This window comes from Rhodovulum steppense (assembly GCF_004339675.1).
GTDB lineage: Bacteria > Pseudomonadota > Alphaproteobacteria > Rhodobacterales > Rhodobacteraceae > Rhodovulum > Rhodovulum steppense.
The window spans coordinates 1-17,773 of sequence record NZ_SLVM01000036.1 but is presented as its reverse complement, the minus strand read 5'-3'; the positions used below and the strand labels follow the sequence as shown (position 1 = coordinate 17,773).

The 17,773-nt window shown below is 66.6% G+C and carries 15 protein-coding genes and 2 pseudogenes; 6 read left to right on the top strand and 11 right to left on the bottom strand.

Going from position 1 to position 17,773, the window contains the following annotated elements; translation table 11 throughout:
• The first annotated feature begins 198 nt into the window (after positions 1 to 198).
• Complete coding sequence (locus EV216_RS16780) at positions 199 to 642, top strand: helix-turn-helix domain-containing protein (RefSeq protein WP_132696810.1); 444 nt, start codon at positions 199 to 201, stop codon at positions 640 to 642.
• A 1,777-nt stretch (positions 643 to 2,419) separates the two neighbouring features.
• Here the strand turns inward: EV216_RS16780 and EV216_RS18905 are convergent.
• The 4 genes and pseudogenes from EV216_RS18905 to EV216_RS16760 all read right to left on the bottom strand — a co-directional run.
• Positions 2,420 to 2,671 (bottom strand): annotated as a pseudogene (locus EV216_RS18905) (transposase); the annotation flags it as partial.
• A gap of 638 nt (positions 2,672 to 3,309) precedes the next feature.
• On the bottom strand, positions 3,310 to 3,609 hold the full coding sequence (locus EV216_RS16770) for a CcdB family protein (RefSeq protein ID WP_165899309.1): 300 nt from the start codon (positions 3,607 to 3,609) through the stop codon (positions 3,310 to 3,312).
• 2 nt (positions 3,610 to 3,611) lie between these two features.
• Positions 3,612 to 3,842, bottom strand: coding sequence for a type II toxin-antitoxin system CcdA family antitoxin (locus EV216_RS16765; RefSeq protein ID WP_132696806.1), 231 nt, complete (start codon positions 3,840 to 3,842; stop codon positions 3,612 to 3,614).
• A 658-nt stretch (positions 3,843 to 4,500) separates the two neighbouring features.
• Positions 4,501 to 5,604 carry a DUF1403 family protein gene (locus tag EV216_RS16760; RefSeq protein ID WP_132696804.1) on the bottom strand — a complete coding sequence of 368 codons (1,104 nt, stop codon included), beginning with the start codon at positions 5,602 to 5,604 and terminating at the stop codon, positions 4,501 to 4,503.
• Positions 5,605 to 6,384: 780 nt separating this feature from the next.
• Between EV216_RS16760 and EV216_RS16755 the strand changes: the two genes are divergently transcribed.
• Entirely contained in the window at positions 6,385 to 7,116 is a 732-nt protein-coding gene (locus EV216_RS16755; protein WP_132696802.1) for a VPLPA-CTERM sorting domain-containing protein, read from the top strand.
• A 70-nt stretch (positions 7,117 to 7,186) separates the two neighbouring features.
• Here EV216_RS16755 and EV216_RS16750 read toward each other — a convergent pair whose 3' ends face one another.
• The 6 genes from EV216_RS16750 to EV216_RS16725 all read right to left on the bottom strand — a co-directional run bounded on the left by EV216_RS16750 (position 7,187) and on the right by EV216_RS16725 (position 12,189).
• On the bottom strand, positions 7,187 to 8,260 hold the full coding sequence (locus tag EV216_RS16750) for a glycosyltransferase family 4 protein (RefSeq protein WP_132696800.1): 1,074 nt from the start codon (positions 8,258 to 8,260) through the stop codon (positions 7,187 to 7,189).
• An 81-nt stretch (positions 8,261 to 8,341) separates the two neighbouring features.
• Positions 8,342 to 9,223 (bottom strand): glucose-1-phosphate thymidylyltransferase RfbA, encoded by an 882-nt coding sequence (rfbA, locus tag EV216_RS16745; RefSeq protein WP_132696798.1) that lies wholly within the window; start codon positions 9,221 to 9,223, stop codon positions 8,342 to 8,344.
• Positions 9,220 to 10,065, bottom strand: coding sequence for a dTDP-4-dehydrorhamnose reductase (rfbD, locus tag EV216_RS16740; protein WP_132696796.1), 846 nt, complete (start codon positions 10,063 to 10,065; stop codon positions 9,220 to 9,222). The genes rfbA and rfbD overlap by 4 nt, the downstream gene beginning before the upstream one ends.
• Positions 10,062 to 11,102, bottom strand: coding sequence for a dTDP-glucose 4,6-dehydratase (rfbB, locus tag EV216_RS16735; protein WP_132696794.1), 1,041 nt, complete (start codon positions 11,100 to 11,102; stop codon positions 10,062 to 10,064). Before rfbB ends, rfbD begins: the two co-directional genes overlap by 4 nt.
• Positions 11,099 to 11,662, bottom strand: coding sequence for a dTDP-4-dehydrorhamnose 3,5-epimerase (gene rfbC / locus EV216_RS16730; RefSeq protein ID WP_132696792.1), 564 nt, complete (start codon positions 11,660 to 11,662; stop codon positions 11,099 to 11,101). The genes rfbB and rfbC overlap by 4 nt, the downstream gene beginning before the upstream one ends.
• 110 nt (positions 11,663 to 11,772) lie before the next feature.
• On the bottom strand, positions 11,773 to 12,189 hold the full coding sequence (locus EV216_RS16725; protein ID WP_165899308.1) for a hypothetical protein: 417 nt from the start codon (positions 12,187 to 12,189) through the stop codon (positions 11,773 to 11,775).
• A 308-nt stretch (positions 12,190 to 12,497) separates the two neighbouring features.
• On the opposite strand from EV216_RS16725, the pseudogene EV216_RS16720 reads away from it, so the two are divergent.
• Both EV216_RS16720 and EV216_RS16715 read left to right on the top strand, forming a co-directional pair.
• Positions 12,498 to 12,665 (top strand): annotated as a pseudogene (locus EV216_RS16720) (IS3 family transposase); the annotation flags it as partial.
• Between the two features lie 59 nt (positions 12,666 to 12,724).
• Positions 12,725 to 13,846 carry an acyltransferase family protein gene (locus EV216_RS16715; RefSeq protein WP_132696788.1) on the top strand — a complete coding sequence of 374 codons (1,122 nt, stop codon included), beginning with the start codon at positions 12,725 to 12,727 and terminating at the stop codon, positions 13,844 to 13,846.
• On the opposite strand, the gene EV216_RS16710 is transcribed toward EV216_RS16715, so the two are convergent.
• Positions 13,843 to 14,832, bottom strand: a complete 990-nt coding sequence (locus tag EV216_RS16710) for a replication initiator protein A (protein WP_243642116.1) — start codon at positions 14,830 to 14,832, stop codon at positions 13,843 to 13,845. The two genes, EV216_RS16715 and EV216_RS16710, sit on opposite strands and share 4 nt — an antisense overlap.
• A 443-nt stretch (positions 14,833 to 15,275) precedes the next feature.
• Between EV216_RS16710 and EV216_RS16705 the strand changes: the two genes are divergently transcribed.
• Together EV216_RS16705 and EV216_RS16700 are read left to right on the top strand one after the other, a co-directional pair.
• A complete protein-coding gene (locus EV216_RS16705) occupies positions 15,276 to 16,661 on the top strand; it encodes an AAA family ATPase (protein WP_165899306.1) in 1,386 nt (461 codons plus the stop codon).
• 52 nt (positions 16,662 to 16,713) lie between these two features.
• Positions 16,714 to 17,700, top strand: a complete 987-nt coding sequence (locus tag EV216_RS16700; RefSeq protein ID WP_132696782.1) for a ParB/RepB/Spo0J family partition protein — start codon at positions 16,714 to 16,716, stop codon at positions 17,698 to 17,700.
• Positions 17,701 to 17,773: the final 73 nt, after the last annotated feature.

The window sequence follows — 17,773 nt, the reverse complement described above, 5'->3', positions numbered from 1 at the left end:
GGGATGGCCCCGATCCCGCGCTGGACCATCGCGGGGAATAGCACCGGCGATACTCCTGCAAGGCGCGGCGGGCGTGGGACTAGCATACCCGGGCTGGGCGGATCGCGCCTGTGATCCCGGGCGTTGGGAACACTCTGTTTCCGATTGTGTGGTTGCCATACGTTTCCGGCGGGTGGGGTCGGGACGCATTTCCCCGGCATGCAGAGGCTTGCCGAACAGTATCTCACCGTCGCGGATGTTGCCGACCGCTGGCAGCTCGGGGCCCGGACCGTGCGCAACATGGTCAGGGACGGAGCGTTGCCGGCGGAGCGCCTGAACCGCGAGCACCGGATCCGCGCGGCCGAGATGTGGGCCTGCGAACGGGGGCCTTTTCCCCGGGGGGCCGCACAGGCGCGCGCCCTCGCGCCGCTGATGACCGTCTGCGATGTCGCGGCGCTGGTGCGTGTCGATGTCCGCACGGTCGAGCGCTGGCTCGGCGAGGGGCTGCCGACCCGCAATGTCGGCACGAATGTCCGCATCGACGAGGACAGCGCGCGCGCCTGGATTCTGGCGCACAAGGGCCTGACCCTCCCGCCCTTCGAGGCCCCGGAAGAGCCCCGCCGACGCCTGCGGGCAGGCCGGAGCAAGGGGGGCAGGGCATGATCTTGCACGGTCTGCACAGGCAGATCGCCGACAGGGGCGGAAAATCCCCGACATTTGCACGAACAGCCCCGAACATGCATTGGCGTTCTGTTCGGGCCTGTTCCTGCAAATCGCGGAAGATCGCCGACAGGGCGTGCAAATCCCCGACATCGCGCCCGGTCCGTCCACGCCCCTTTGCCGGGGGCCGCGGACGGTCCCGGCGCTGCCCTTTCCTTCCCCCGACCTTCAGGAGCACAGCCCCATGAAACACGATCCCCTGGACAGCACATCCGGCACACCGGTGGCGGACGGCAAGCACCGCTGGTCCGAGTTCCTGGCCTGGGCCGAGACGAGCGGCGAAGCCTACGCGACCCTGTGCGAGATCCGGAAAGTGCCGGCGCGTCTCGGCATGATCGACGCGGATGCCGGGCTGATCCCGGCCGATCTCGGGTATTTCGAGCGTACTATCGCGCCGTCGAGCTTCGCTGCCGTATCGAAATCGAAGGACCTCTCGGTGGCGCGGGACCGGTCGAACGCCCGGGTCCGGAGCGCGCTGAAGCGGTTTCTCATGGTGCGCGAACCGGCGCGGCAGGTGACGGGCCGCGCGGCCTGGGACCGGCTGATCGGCCATGTCGCCGACAACGCCTCGCCCCCGGGCAAGGGCGGCACCTGGAATGTCGGCGCCCTGCGCGCGCTCGAGACCCTTCGCGCGCGCTCGCCGGTTCCGCCGCAGGGGCTCGTTCAGGCCGTCGCGGACCGGATGATGAAGGAGGCGGGGGCCGGGAAGCGCCGGTCGATCGGCGCCGGGCTCCGCTTCCTGAATGATCTCGTCGCGCGCCGCGATGCCCACCCGGACATCGCGCAGTTCCTTCCCGTGGCGCAGGTGTCGATCCCGGCGGGATCGAGCCGGGCGGCACCCATCGCATGGGACAGCCTTCCGGCCGCGTTCCGCGACTCCTGCGAGACAGTCTTTCGCCGCGCCATCGCCAATCCCGCAGACATGGTCGCCGAGGCCCGCGCGCGGATCGCGGCCGGAGAGGATCCGCTGGCGGTCCATCGCGAGCTCGAGAAACGAAACCGGAAGCGTGGCAAGGGCCCCGGCAACGACGAGGTTGCGCGCGAGCAGTATCGCCGCGCGGTCACCTGGCTGGTGCGCGCCGCGGAGGCCCGCGGGACCCCGCGCGTGACGCTCGGCGCCATCACCGACGTGATGACGTTCGACATCATCGACGCCGCCGCGCAGGACCAGATCGCACGATCACGGTCTGCCGACGATTTGAAGGATCCGGAGACATCCCAGACGCTTCATAACCGCTTGCTCCCGCTGCGGATCATCGCGCGGCACGGGCTGCGGTCAAAGAAGTTGGTGAAGGCAATCAAGCTTGTCCAGAAACTTCACAAACCCTGCATCGTCGAGCCGGGGCGGGACAGTCTTGTCGAAGAGATAGATGAGTATTGCCGCCAGTTGCAGCGCACCCCGTCGATGGCAACCGCGCTCGTGAACGCGCCGGCAACGATCGCGCGGAAGGCGGAAGCGGAGCTCGAGACGGCCAGGGCCGCGGGGCACGCGGGGCGCGAGCTCAGCGCGCTGCGGCTCTACATGGCCGCGGTGATGTTCGCGATCCAGATGTCCCGCCCGATGCGGACCTCGAACCTGATCCGGGTGCGCCATCGGTCCTGTGGAACCGCGAAGGGCAACCTGACCTGGATCGCGAAAGGGGAACATGCGGAACTCCGCTTCCCGCCCGGTGAGATCAAGAACAAGGCGACCGTCACCGTTCACGTCGTCGACGAGGATGGTGATGCCGAGCAGCCGTGGTTTGCCGCCGGTGGTGGCTTGGCGCGGCACCAGGCCCAGCCATGCGGCGAGGTCGCGGCCCTTGCCGAAGGTTGCCGCGTTTCCGACCGCGGCCACGAGAGCGGTCGCGTTCAATGCCCCGATGCCGGGAATGCTGGTCAGCCGCCGGGCCCTGTCGTCGCTGCGCGCCATGGCGGCGAACTCGGCGTCGAACGCTGCAATCCGGCGGTCCAGCTCGTCCCACCGGGCGCGCATGTCGCTGAGCAGGAAGGCCATGCGCGGGCTGCCCGCGGGATGAACTCCAGTTGGGCCAGCGCCATGATCCGGTGTCCCAGCCGTCAAGCTGAAAGCCGGGTGACCGTCGGACGACGCTTACACAAGTTCTGACATCACGAAAGGCCGCGCGGCACCAGCCATTCCGGCGCCGGAGCCCGCTCACTATGTGAAGTATACGTTCCTATTTCTTGCCAGTTTCGTACAAGCCCGCCTTCTCCCCGCGCAGGCGGAGAAGGCATCAAGGGCTTGTACTCAATTTGGAGAATTTGCCCTCAGGGCCAAATTCACGCCTTGGGTAAAATGCATCGCGCACCCCGCGCGATGCATTGCGTCCCGCGCCCTCTGCACCGCGCATCACGTCCTCTGTATAATGTTCTGCGCACCCTGCATCCCGTCATCCGACACGCGGCAAATGTCTGATGCACCGCGCATCGTGTGTCCCGTCCGATGCACCGCGTCCGGTGCATCGCGCTTCCCGTTGCCCGTCGACCGACCTTTGGAGAATGCGGCTTGGGGCGCGTCTTCCGCCACCTGCAGGACGCAGCGCGGCGAATGTGACTTGCTCCCTGCAGAGCGCATCGCGTCTTCTGCTTGGCATGCCAAGCAGAAGACGCTCAGATGCCCGACAAAAGCGCGTCCACCGCACGCACGATCTCGTCGCGAAGGATCGCGAGCGAGCCCAGCCGCTCTCCGAGTTCCGTGAGGGTCAGTGTTGCCATGAGTTGCGGCATGAGCAGGTAGGTTTCGCTGCCGACGGTCACGCTCGGGTTCAGCGATGGCATTGTCCGCCTCAGGGTATTTGCCGGAACGAGCGGGGCCACCACGCGCGTCTGTAACTGGTCGAGCAGGTCGTTCTGCAGAACGACGACAAGAGTCCCTCTGGCCGTACGGAACAGGTCAAACTGCGCCGCCACGTTCAGAACTTCCGGTGCTCGGACAGGAGCACGCCTTGCGCCTCGATGAAGGCGTTGTAGTCGGCGATCGCGTCTGCGTTCTCCGCTTTCCAGGCGCGGGCACGCTCCACCCGGATCGCCGCTCGGATACCCCCTTCGGCGGCCTGCGAGAGGTTGATACCGAGCTTCCGGGCCTCGTCGAGCACCGCACTGTCGAGCGTCATGCTCGTGGCCCGTCTTGCGGTCGATGGCATGATCTGCACTCCGGAATACCGCCCTCAGTACCGTATTTAATACCGATTTATATCAATAGGGTCAACGTCGGGCCAACCGATCTCCGGCATGCTTCGCCCCGAGGCATCGATGCGCCCAACAACCTCGCGCGCTCCTGCTTCCGACATCACCCGCGCTCTGCCTTGCCCTGGACACGGAGCACGCCTGCGGGTCCACGTCTACGACATGGACGACCATCGCATGAGGTATGAGGCCGGACATGCCTTCTTCCCGGCTCTGGCCGACCGGATGCACCTAACGGCCGCCATCGCCAAATGCGCGGGCTCCTGCGCCAGAGCAGAAGCCTTCGTGAAGAACACGCTCGCCCTGCTGCGCGGCGATGAACGGCTACCCTATGCCAGCAATGCCCATCTCTGGCCCCAGAATGCCGAAGCAGCCGTGATCCGCAATGAGCAGAACCTCGGTCTATGTGCGCCGGAGATCAAGGCCGAGCGGGAAGCGCCGGTTCAGGCGAAGCACAGGGAGAGACGCTGGGAACTCCGACCTTTTCAGCAATCCGATCTTCTGACCTATCTAGCCACGCCCTTAGGTCATCAATTGTCGTCTGCATCTGGTCGCGTTCACGCTGCCGTTCTGCTGCGAGAATTTCCGCCACGGATGCCGCGAGTCCCCACCCCCTCACACCGCCCAGAGCCGGAACCGCCCCTGTCCGGTCAGCTCGCGCACGAGGCCCATGCGGTGCAGTCGGGCAAGGCCGCGTTCTGCGGTGTCGCGCGAGAGGCCCGCCAGCGTTGCGGCGGTGTCGGTGGTCAGCATCGGCCGGACGGCCAGCGCCTCGACCAGCGCGGCGGGGCCGCGGCCCTTCATCGCGCCCGCCGCCTCGCGGGCGCGGGTGGTCCAGGTCTCGACCCGGGCGATTTCCAGCATGGCCGCCCGCGCGCCGTCATCGACGGCCCGCAGCCATTGGGCCAGCCGGGCCTCGGCGGTGCCGCGCCGTTCCCATGTGCCGCGGGCGGGGGAAAGCGGCGCGAAGCCGAGCGCGCGGTTTTCCTGCGCCGCGATCCGCGCGGCCGCCGTGGCGGGCTCGGCCACCGCGCCCTCGGCCGACAGCCCGGCCCGGTGCCACAGCTCGAACCCCCAGGCGGCCCGGGTCAGCGGATGGGCCGGGGCCAGCGCGCCCATGCCATGCTGGAACGCAGCCGCGGCCAGGTCGAAATCCGACCCCACTGGACGGGGCTGGAGATCCTCGGGCAGGGCGGCTGAATCGACCCTGTGCAGGCCCAGAAAGGCCCTGAGTTCCCCGGGCGGGCCGGGCGCGGCCAGCAGCCGACGCACCGCCCAGGCGGCGCGCGCGATGTCGGGGCGGTGGCGGTCGGCGGGCAGCGCCTGGGCCAGGTGGCGGGCGATCTCCTCGCGCCCGGCCCGTCCGCCTTCGGCCCGCAGCATCGCCTCGGCCTCGATCAACGCCAGCCGCTCGGCCATGCCTCGCCCGCTGCGCCGCACGGCCTCATCCAGCGCCGCCAGTGCCGCGGCGGCCCGGGCCAATGCTGCGGCCTGTGCGGCTTCGGCTTCAAGGAAGGCCTCGGGGGTCAGACTAACCCTGTGCGGCCGCGGGCGGGGGGATAGCTCCAGCGCGACCGCCTCCCCTGCCCCGTGCCCGGGCGCATCGCCCTCGGGCAGGAACCACAGCTCGGCCTCGGGGCGCGGGGCCGGATCATAGGGCGAGGGCAGGCTCGGCGGGTCGTCATGGGCAGTGCCGGGATCAATGGGACTTCGCGTCATATCCGCAGAATAGCACATTTACGCGGATGACATGGGGGATTTTCGATTGCGGCATTTGCAGCCTCCTCGGCCCGGCTGCCCTGCACGCTCTGCACCAGGCATGCCGCCACTGAAACGGCTCAGTTCAAGTCCAGAACGCGGAGAACGGACCCTCTGCTCCCCCGGGAACACCATTGCCCACGATCACAAACGGTCGTTTGCTTATGACTTCAAGAATTGAAAAACGCCCCGCTACGCCGCCGCATCGCTCGCCTCCGGTTGGCACTGGCCGTCCCGAGCGGCCAGAGGCCGGGCGCGTATTCCACGCGTTCGGCGATCCGACACCCACCAGCCGCAGGGGCACCGTTCACGCTACATGGCCCCCGGAACCACATCGGCCGAACCGCCTCCCTCCATGCCTGCCCGACGCCCGGCCGCCAGCCTTCATCGCCAGATGCAAGAGCGCCGGTCCCCGGCCTGCTGTCGCAGATCACCTGTGGCTCGATGCGCGGGCGCATGTGGCGGCGGTCCCCCTGACAAGATTCTGATTGGCCAAATGCTGATTGGCCACGAAAAAGGCCCAAAGCACGCAGTGCGGCGCCGGATTGTTCACACCAGTGGCCCATGACGACCGGGGGCGGAAGGCGCTCCTACCGAAGGAACCGCTTGTATTTTTGGCATCTCCGGTTCTTCGGGCAGCGCCGGGACGGAAATTAACGATCCGTTCACTCGTCGCCGTTGAGCGGATGCCAAAACTCCTGTATTCAGGACGGGGGAAGTTTATTTTAATGGGGGTTCTTCATGAACATCAAAGCACATCTCGCGGCTGCTGTGGCAGCAACCGCGCTTACGGTCGGTGCCGCACAAGCGTCCACCATCTCCGTCTCGGCCTTCGACATCGGCGCCTGGAACACGGCGACGGCAGCTCTCGGTGCCATCGAGGATTTCGAAACCACCGGTCCGGCAAACGGTGAAGGCAAGCTGCCCGGCGTGCTCGCCACCTCTGTCGGCACGTTCGACACCGTCGGCGGTATCGGAAGCGGGTCGACCTGCGTCGCAACGGGCGGCGCCCCCTGCACCACCCTTTCGCTCTTCGGTCCCACCCTTAACGGCCTTAACGGACAGGGGAACCTGGTGCCGGATAACGGGGAGTGGTCGCTGAACGCAGACGACACGCTCGGGGTTGTCTGGAACGTGGCATTGGCGAGCGGTGGCGCGTTCAACAAGATCGTTTTCGGTCTTAGGGACATCGCTGATATTCCGGGAACGATCGCCACCGTTTCCTCCGATGGTGCCACTCCGGTTGAGTTCACCGGGCTGCTGAACGCAAACAAGCAACTCATCGTGATCTCCTTCGGGACTGCGGTCACCTCGGCGACCGTCACGATCCAGAACCTCAACGGTGTTGTGAACGACTCTTTCTCGCTTGACGGCGCCGCCGTCGGTGTCGTCCCGCTGCCGGCAGCCGGCTTCCTGCTTCTCGGCGGTCTGGGCGCCTTGGCAGCGGTTCGCCGCCGCAAGCAGAACGCCTGATCCGACAGGACAGCACTTCAGGAAGGCCGACATCACGTCGGCCTTCATTTATTGCTTATCGGCACCCGAGCTATGCCGTGCAGGCTTGCCGCAGAGAGGCCAGAAACCTGTCGGCGGCATCTTCCCAGGTATAGGCTGTCGCTGTCGCATGGGCGGCCACGGAATACCGCAGCCACTCTGCATCAGACATTCCGGCGAAACGGGCAATCTCTCTGGCAAATGCCTGGGGGTCACCGGGCAGCAGCAAACCATTCTCGCCATTCACCAGTTCCGGCGCCGCCCCGGCGCGCGTGGCCAGAACCGGCGTACGGCAGGCCATCGCCTCGAGGATAGGGAGCCCGAAACCCTCATGATCCGAGGTGAAAAGCCACAGGTCGCAGGCGGCATAGATACCGGGAATCTCTGCCTGATCGGGCGCTTGACGGAAGGCGATCCAGTCGGGCAGGAGCAGCTCGTCCGAAGGATGCTTCCTGCCGAAAGCCAGCGCCTTGAGCCCGGGCACCAGATGGCGAGCCAGTTCAAGGCTTTCAATGGCCAGAAGGACATTCTTGCGCTGCACCGGGGTATATAGGAACCCCACGGTCAGATCGGTGTTTCGGGACCGGGGCAACGCCTTAAACTGATCCAGATCCACGGCATTCGGGACAACTTCGATGCCATTGATACCGTGATTGGTCTGAATGGTATCGCGGATATAGCTGGATACTGCTATCTTGTGCATATCGAAACGATAGGTCGCAGCCACCCGGTCCATCGGCAGGTGCGGGAAGACCTCGTAATCCTGAAGAAGATATACCTTCCGTCCTTTCGAGGCGGGCAGGCGTGCGACCCATTCCGCTGTATGCCACCAGGTCGCCACCACGATATCGGCATCCGGCAAGTCTCGTGCTTCGACCGGTCGGCCGCGCTCCAGTACGCGGTGACGGTCGCCAAGACAGTCCAGCAGGGGTGTGGGCTGGAACGGCTTGGGCTTTTCCAGCCTCAGGAGCCGCCGCAGCCGCGCCTTTCGGCCTCGGGGTTTCCAGAGCGGCTGCGAGACCACGGTCACCAGATGCCCACGCTCCTGCAAGAGCCGGGCATAGGTAGCCGCGACCCGAACTCCCCCGTTCTGGGAGGCGACAGGTAAAATAAAGGTGATCCGCATCAGATGGTTCTTTCGTGTTGAATCGCCACAAGGACTTGGCGGCCTAGGATCATCGGTTGCGCTTCAGGTCCCAACATTGGATCAATCACTCTCGGCGAGTCGCGCCAGGAACGCTCCGTAGCGGGTCTTGCCGAAAGCCTTTGCATGCGCCATCAGCGCCGCGCGGTCGATCCAGCCTTGGCGATAGGCGATTTCTTCGGGCGCGCTGATCTGCAACCCCTGTCGGTCCTGAAGCGTGCGCACGAAATTGCCTGCGTCCAGCAATGAGGCATGCGTGCCGGTGTCGAGCCAGGCATAGCCGCGGCCCATCTTCTCGACCGTCAGGCTGCCCTCGGAAAGATATGTTTCCAGAAGCGAAGTGATCTCAAGCTCGCCACGCGCCGAGGGTCGGATGGACCTGGCGCGTTCGGGCGCGGTGCAGTCTAGAAAGTAAAGCCCCGTCACCGCGTAATCCGAGGCCGGGCGTTCGGGCTTTTCCACAATCTCGATGGCCCGGGTGCCGGTCAGGTCGAAGGTCACCACGCCATAGCGTTCCGGATCGGCCACCTGATAGCCGAAGACCGTGCCCCCCTGCCCCTGCGCATCGGCGCGCGCCAGGATCTCGGGCAGACCATGGCCGAAGAAGATGTTATCGCCCAGCACCATCGCTGACGGCGCCCCGGCCAGGAAATCCTCGGCCAGCAGATAGGCCTGGGCCAGCCCGTCGGGCGAGGGCTGGGTGATCCAGGTGAAGGACAGCCCCCATTGCGCCCCGTCCCCCATCAGCCGCTGGAACTGCGCCTGATCCTCGGGCGTGGTGATGATCGCGATCTCGCGGATGCCCGCCAGCATCAGCACCGAAAGCGGATAATAGATCATCGGCTTGTCATAGAGCGGCAGAAGCTGCTTCGAGACGCCCAGCGTGATCGGGTAAAGCCGCGTCCCCGACCCGCCGGCCAGGATGATGCCCTTGCGTGTGCTCATGCGGGAAGCTCCTTCAGGACTGCGGCGAGCCCGGCCTGCCAGTCGGGGCGTGTAATGCCGAATTGAGCCTCCAGCGCGGCGCAATCGAGCCGGGAATTGAGCGGGCGGCGCGCGGGCGTCGGGTAGTCCGCCGAGGCGATCTCCTCGACCGCGACGCGCAGCCCGGCCCGGGCAAAGATTTCGCATGCGAAACCGGCCCAGCTGACATCGGGGGCACCCGCGAAATGGTAGGTTCCGGCCGTATCAGAGTCTTTTTCCAGCCCCCGGACCAGACCAAGGCAGGCGGCGGCGATATCGGCCGCCGGGGTCGGGCCGCCGACCTGATCGGCAACGATGCGCAGCGCGTCGCGCTCGGCCCCCAGCCGCAGCATGGTTTTCACGAAATTCGCCCCATGCGCCGAAAACACCCAGGAGGTGCGCAGGATCGCATGCGCGCCCCCCGCCGCGCGCACCGCCGTCTCGCCCGCCAGCTTGCTGCGGCCATAGGCCGAGAGCGGCGCGGTGGGATCGTCGGGCCGCCAAGGCCGCGTGCCCGACCCGTCAAAGACGTAATCGGTCGAGATATGGACGAAGGGGATGGCGCGCGCGGCACATTCCCGCGCCATCGCCCCGGGGGCCGTGCCGTTGATGACGGTGGCCAGCGCCTCCTCGGCCTCGGCGCGGTCGACGGCCGTCCAGGCAGCGGCATTGATCACGGCGCGCGGCGCATGGGCGGCGATGGCGGCGGCGCAGGCATCGGGATCGGCAAGATCGGCCCCTTCGCGCCCCAGAAAGACTGCCCCGGGGGCCAGATGCGCCAGTTCGCGCGCCACCTGTCCGGTGCGGCCGAAGACAAGGATCACGCCGTCACCCCCAGCCGCTGCCCCACGCCGTCCCGGTCCAGCAGCGGCCGCCACCACGCCGCGTTGTCGAGATACCAGGCAACGGTGCGCCTCAGCCCCTCCTCCAGCGTGACGGAGGGCCGCCAGCCCAGTTCCTCTCGGATCCGCGCGGGGTCGATCGCATAGCGCAGGTCATGGCCGGGCCGGTCCGCGACGAAGCTGATCAGCCGGTCATGCGGCGCGCCCTCGGGCCGCATCTCGTCGAGGATGGCGCAGATCATCCGCACCAGGTCGATGTTCTTCGCCTCGTTCTCGCCACCGATATTGTAGGACCGCCCCACCCTGCCCTTTTCCAGCACGAGAAGCAGCGCCTCGGCATGATCCTCGACATAAAGCCAGTCGCGCACATTCTCGCCCGCGCCATAGACCGGGATCGGCCGCCCGTGGATCGCGTTCAGGATCACCACCGGCACCAGCTTTTCGGGGAAATGGAAAGGGCCGTAATTGTTCGAGCAATTGGTCAGCACCACCGGCAGGCCATAAGTCTCGTGCCAGGCGCGCACCAGATGGTCCGAGGACGCCTTCGAGGCGGAATAGGGCGAGCGCGGATCATAGGGCGTGGTCTCGGTGAACTTGCCCGTGGGCCCGAGGCTGCCGAACACCTCGTCGGTCGAGATATGGTGAAAGCGGAAACCGTCGGGCCGTCCCCTGCCCTCCCAATAGCCGCGCGCTGCCTGCAACAGCGCATAGGTGCCCAGCACATTCGTCTCGATGAAGGCGCCAGGCCCATCGATCGAGCGGTCGACATGGGATTCCGCCGCCAGATGCATCACCGCATCGGGCTGATGTTCGGAAAAGACTCGGGCCAGCAGCGCCCCGTCTCGGATATCGCCCTGAACAAAGGCATAGCCCGGATGGTCAGCAACGCTCGCCACGTTCTCCAGGCAGGCGGCATAGGTCAGCGCGTCGAGATTGACGACCGCGTGGCCGTCGGCGATGGCGCGCCGCACCACGGCCGAGCCGATGAACCCCGCGCCGCCGGTCACAAGCAGTTTCATGGTGCCTTCCAGAGAAAGGGGCTGTCGAAGGCGTCGAACGGGACTGCGGCCTCGTCCTTTGCCGAAAGGATGGGGTCGCCCGCCAGCGGCCAGTCGATGCCGCAACTGTCCCAGCGCACCGCGCCGTCGCAATCGGGGGCATAGTAGTCCGAGCATTTGTAGATGATTTCGGTGTCGTCGCTCAGCGTGACGAAGCCGTGCAGGAACCCCTCGGGGATCAGCAATTGCCGGCCGTTCTCGAAGCTGAGTTCGACCCCGACCCAGTGCCCATAGCTCGGCGAGCCCTTGCGGATATCGACCGCCACATCGTAAAGCGCCCCGCGCCCGCAGCGCACCAGCTTGGCCTGGGCATGCGGCGGGGCCTGGAAATGCAGCCCCCTGAGCGTGCCTTTCGCATGCGAAACCGAATGGTTGTCCTGCACGAAGTCGATCCCGATCCCGGCCTCGGCAAAGGTCTTGCGGCTGTAGACCTCGGAAAAGAAGCCGCGGCTGTCGCCGAACCTCTTCGTGGAAAGCAGCTTGACGTCAGGAATGGCAAGCGAGGTGAGCTCGACGATCATCGGACGACACCCTGAAAAAAACGAACAAAACCGGTTGCGTGCTCTTACTGCCGGAATGGGGCAAATTCAAGCAAACCGGGGTCCGGTGGCCTGCGCATGGGCGCCCGGGCTCAGGGCGCAACGACGATCACCAGGCGGTAGGCGACATCATAGGCGATGGGTATGCGCCCCGATCCCTTGCCGAACCCGATGCGGACATAGGCGTCCGGCGCGCCGGTCCGCGCGGCAAAGATCGCAAGCGCCCCGGGGATGAAATCGACCCGGACCGGGTCACCCAGCGCATCGAAGGGCCGGGCCTGCTGGTTGAAGCCGCGCCCGTGATCGCTGGTGAGCCGGAGATCGATGTCCAGCGCCTCGAAGCCCGTGACCGAGCCCCCGAGATAGTCGAGGCGGATTTCCTCGATCCGATCCGCCGCCTCCAGCGAGAAATTGATCACGTCCTGATCGAACGGGAATGCCGCCTCGCTCCGCAATCGCCCCTCGAAGACATTGGTGCCGACCTCGAGGGCATGAACTTCTCCGCCCATCCGCGCGGTGCGCGCATCGAAATCGACGGGCTCGGAAATGTCGAACGCGGCGGCGCTCCCCCGGCAAGGCCAAGCACCATGGCCCAACCGAGCGCCGCCTTGATCCGCTGCGTGGTCATCGGCCTGCCTTTCCCAAGTAGCATGCCCGTGGTGGGCATGGTGCCCGGCCCTTGGCAGGATGCTATCCCACCGGATGGCGCAGGAGCGCGGAACGTTAGAGACGGTCAAACCATCAGCCTGCCCGCGTCCAAACGGCTATTGCCACCATATCCTCCATCGTCTTTTAGGTCGAGACACACCATCTCGCGTTGTCGGAACGGCGGGTGTGCGAGATTGCCGGAGCGGACCGGAAGATGGTGCGCCACCAGTCAAAGCGCACACCAGACACCGCGCTCCGGGGCCGGTTGCGCGACCTGGCCAATGAGCGGCGCAGGTTCGGCTACCGTCGGCTCTTCGTGCTGCTCCGGCGCGAGGGGAACCCCCGCGGGCTTCGCTCTGCAACTGAACTCCGCAATCGCCTGACCCTCTGCACGCGATGAAAGTTCCACGCGCCGTGCTTCTGCTGGTGCCCTTGCCGCACAGACTTTCAGTTGCTTCAACGCGACCGACAGGGAATATGCTTACTGATGCTCTTGGCATTGGTGGACGATACTATCGGATGGCATCCTCAGCACAGCGGCTCGCTTGGATTGACTCCACCAAAGGCGTTGCCATTGTGCTTGTCGTGTTCGGCCATGCTTGGCGCGGATGCCATGATGCCGGGCTGTTCGCCGGGATGCCGCCCGGGTTCTTCGAGGCGGTGGATACGCGTATCTACGCCTTTCACATGCCGCTCTTCTTCCTGATCTCGGGCCTGTTCCTTTTGCCCTCGCTGGCGCATCGTGGCCCGGCGACCTTCCTGAAGGACCGCCTTGCCCGGCTGTTCTATCCAATGCTGCTCTGGACCTATGTCTTCGCCGGCAGCAAGCTGCTGGCCGGACAATTCGCCAATCACCCGCTGGCGCTCTCCGACTTCCCGCTCCTGCCGATCCCCGGACAATGGCAATACTGGTTTCTCTGGGCGCTGCTGCTGATGCATGTGGGGGTTCTGCTCCTGCGCCCGATCCTGCTGTCGGAACGCTTCGGGCGGGCCGCGCTCTGGGGGCTGCTGGCCGCAAGCCTGGCCTTGCAGGCCGCGCCCCTGCCCCCGTCCCTGATCTTCTGGACCAGCAACGCCCCTGCCTTCCTGCCCTATCTCGTCATGGGCATGCTGCTCGGGGAGCATGGCGGCTTGCGCAAGGCAGGCCCGGCCGCGGGCATGGCCGCAACCGGCATTTTCGTTCTGGTCCTGGCTTTCATGCCTGCGCTCAATGCCGTCGGCCTACCCCGGGTGGTCACCGCGGCGCTGCTCTGCCTTGCGATGCTGGGCAGCGTCTCCTGGCTTTCGGGGCGGTTTTCTGCCCTCGGAGCGGGGCTTGCTGCACTGGGCGCGGCCTCGATGATCATCTTCCTCAGCCACACCCTGTTTTCGGCCAGTCTGCGGATCGGGCTGCTCGCCGCGGGGATAGGCGATCTGGTGCTGCATCTCGTGGCCGGAAGCCTGGTGGGCCTGCTGCTGCCGCTGCTGCTCAAGCGGGCCGCCGAACGCACCGGGCGGTCGGCGCTGATCGGGGTCTAGGAAGCGATCCGCCGCCGGACCCAGCCCAGGAACGCCTTGTCCGGGCTGCGCAGCAGCTTGCGGCCCATCGCGGCCCACATCGCGCGCCATTCGGCCTCGAGCGCGTAGACATCGGCGCCGGGGATCAGGGCGCGGGCCTCGTCCAGCGCCGCGGGCGAGAGGACCGGGCCACGGCCCTGCCCGGGCTCGACCAGCGCGGCCTTCGGCGTGACGCGGATCAGGTCGCCCGGTTCCTCGGTCAGGTCGTAATCGGGGATGCGGCCCTCGCGGATGATCTCGCGCAGCATGGCGCGAAAGACGCGCCGCGGGCTGGCCGAGCCCGATTTCTTGCACAGCGTCTCGACCGAGACCTGCCAGGCGGCCTGGCGGCCGCAATGCTTGCGGGCCAGTTCGTAAAGCCGCCGCTCCAGCGGTTTTCGCATGCGAAAATAATCGCGCGACAGCGTCAGCACCGATTTCGCCAGCACCGCACGGTAAAGCCATTCGCTGAGCGTGACCGCAACGCTGACCATCCGGCCGCCGCGGGTCTTGCGCACAATCTGCCAGGCCTCGATCAGGCCGAAGCCGGTGGTCGTCTCCTGGTCGCCGGTGACGATATTGGTGGTGATCCGCGTGCCCGCCAGACGCTCGAACGCCTCGCGCAGCCGCTTGTAGCCGTCTCCGCTGGTCTCGCGCCCGGTGGCCACCAGCAGGTCATGCGCGGTCAGCGTCAGCGTGCGCGCGGTAGGCCGCCCGGCATTGATCGCCGCCATCAGTTGGGAGATGCAGAAGATCAGGATATCGGCATCGAAGATCGTGGCCCGGCCCCGGACCGAGGGCGTCACCGTCACCTGCACCCCGTTATGCTCGTATTCGAGGATGCGCCGGTCGGGCCGGGTCGAGAGCGAAAAGAGCGGATGCTCCATCGAGGCGAGATCGTGCTTGGGCACCGCCGCGAAGAAATCGCAGACGAAGAAATCCTGCTGGAGGGAGATCGCCCCGCTCATGCCCGTCCTGCCCCTCATGCCTGCCCTGCCCGCTTTTCCGCGTTGTCCCCGTTTTGGGGCCCCGTTTTCGGGGTTTCATTGACGCCCCACACTAAGACCTGTGGATAAGTCCGTCCAGCCCGGGAGCGCGTTCATCGGGGGTTCGGAGTCACCCAAGCGTGGGTTCGGAGTCGTTTCATCGGGGTTTCGGAATCGGGACATACCGACGGGACAACGCCCGTTTGCCTGAAACCAAAGGGAATTTTTCTTGCCTCTTGTCCCCTGTAACTATGAAATAACGCATAGATAACAGGACCGCACCGGTCCGCCCCCCCTGCCCCATCCGCCCGCGCAGACGAATCATCTGGAAATTGCTGAGAAAAAGACGGGGAAGTGACGTTTCGCTTTGCATGTATCGTCTTTTGTGGCACATTGGCCAAAAGACGATACATCAGGGGTCGAGCATGCAGGGCAACGAGCTGCCTCCCTATTTCAACATCTCGCCTGACAAGGCGATGGCGGACCTGCCGCCCCCCACCGGGACCGCCGGTCTTCAGGCCATCGCCGAGGCCTGCGCGCGCGGCCGGGCCGATCTGGCGGGCCGCGGGCTGGACGAGACCGGCGCGCGCCGCCTGCGCCCGTTTTCCACCTGGGAGATCACCCGCTACCTGATCCCCGTGGCGCCCGCCCATTTCCGCCGCGTGCTGCGCGAGAACCCCGACCTGCCCCAGGGCGTCAGCGAAACCGGGGGCGGCGCCAAGTGGTTCAGCCTGGACGAGGTGCTGCGGCTGCGCGCACATTTCGGGGCCGCGGGGTCCAAGGCCAAGGAATACCTGCCCTACCGGCCGCAGGGCCTGCCCGCCAAGGTGGTGGCGGTCGCGAATTTCAAGGGCGGCGTCGGCAAGACCAGCACTTGCGCGCATCTGGCGATGTCGGCCGCACTCGATGGCTACAAGGTGCTGGTGGTCGATCTGGACAGCCAGGGCTCGATGACCTCGATCTTCGGCGCCCGGGTCGCGGATGAATGGGAAACCGTCTTTCCGCTGCTGGCCCGCCATTACGCCGAGCATCTGCGCGCCGAGAACCAGCGCCGGCTCGACCGGGGCGAGGCGCCGCTGCCGCTGGACGAGACGCTGACCGAGGCGATCGGGATGGGGCCGGGGGATGTGATCCGGAAAACCCACTGGCCCAATATCGACCTGATCGGGGCGCAGCTGAACCTTTACTGGTCGGAATTCCAGATCCCCGTCTGGCGGATGAATGCCCGCTCCTGGAAGCTGTGGGATGCGCTCTCCGAGGCGCTGACCAGGGGCGGCGTGCTCGATCGCTATGACCTGGTCTTTCTCGACACGCCCCCGGCGCTTGGCTACCTGACGATCAACGGGCTGACAGCGGCCGATATCCTGCTGGTGCCCGTCGGCGCCAGTTTTGTCGAGTTCGACTCGACGGGGCGCTTCTTCGACATGCTGCATGCCACCTTTTCCTCGATCGAGGAGGGCGAGAACATCGCCGCGCGCGCGCTGGGGCGCGAGGAGCTGGCCTTCGAATGGGATGCGGTGCAGGCCATCGTCACCCGGTTCGACGCCGCCCAGCAGGCCGAGATGGCCGCCCTGATGCAGGCCTATATGGGCCGCACCCTGTCGCCCTACCGGCAGGATTTCACCGCCCTGATCGGCCAGGCGGGCGAAAGCGTGAACGGGATATACGAGGCCGATTACCGCGATTTCAACCGCGATACCTATGCCCGCGGGCGCGCCACCTTCGACGAGACCTATGCCGCCTTCAAGCGGCTGCTGCTGGGCATCTGGCGGCGCGAGGAACGGGCGCGCGCAGGGTTGGCGGCCGAGTAGGGTTTCGCATGCGAAACTTGCCGCGGATCGCGCAGGAAAAGGGACGAAAGACATGGCCAAACGCAGGCGCCTGAGCCCCGCCGACCCCGAGATCTTCGGCGCGGGCCTTGAAACCAAGGCCATGAGGCTGGCCGCAACCTATCGCCGCCCGCCCGCCCCCATCGCCGAGGTGTCGGGCGATGCCGCCGCCCGCGCGGCCCTGGAAGAGGTGGCGCAGGAACTGCACAGCGCCCGTGCCGAGGGCCGCTTCGTGATGCGCCTGCCGCTGGCCGCGGTCGAGGAGGCGCATCTGGCGCGCGACCGGATCGGGATGGACGAGGCCGAGCTTGCGGTCCTGATCGCAAGCCTGCGCGAGCGCGGCCAGCAGATGCCGGTCGAGGTGGTCGATCTGGGGCAGGGGCGCTACGGGCTGATTTCCGGCTGGCGGCGGCTGACCGCGCTGCGTCGCCTGCATGCCGAGACCGGCGCGGACCGCTTCGCCCATGTGCAGGCGCTGGTGCGCAGCCCCGAAGGCGCGCCCGCCGCCTATCGCGCGATGGTCGAGGAGAACGAGATTCGCTCGGGCCTCAGCTTCTACGAACGCGCCCATATCGCGCTCGAGGCGGCAGAACGGGAGGTCTATCCGGACAAGGCGGCGGCGGTTGCTGCGCTGTTCGCGACCGCGCCTGCGCCCAAACGCTCCAAGATCATGGCCTTCACTGCGGTGGTCGAGGCGCTGGACGATGCCTTGCGCTTTCCCGCCGCGATCCCCGAACATCTGGGGCTGGCACTGGCCGGGCGGTTGCAGGCCGAGTCCGGCTTCCGGTCCCGTGTGGCCGAGGCACTGCGCAAGGCGGCGCCTGACGATGCCAAGGCTGAACGGGCGGTGCTGGAGCGCGCGCTGAAAGGGCAGGGGGCAAGCAAGGCAAGCGCGGCAGGCGAAGAGGTGGTGCCGGGTGTCGCGCTGAAGGTCAAGCGTGGGCGGCTGACGCTGTCAGGCGCGGGGGTGGATGCGGCGCTTGCCGAAGACCTGCGCCGTTGGCTGGGGACGCGCGCCTGAGCGGCGCGCGTCGTTTTCATGGGCCGGACGGGTGTCCGGTTTCGCATGCGAAACCCGCGTCAGGCTGCGCTCA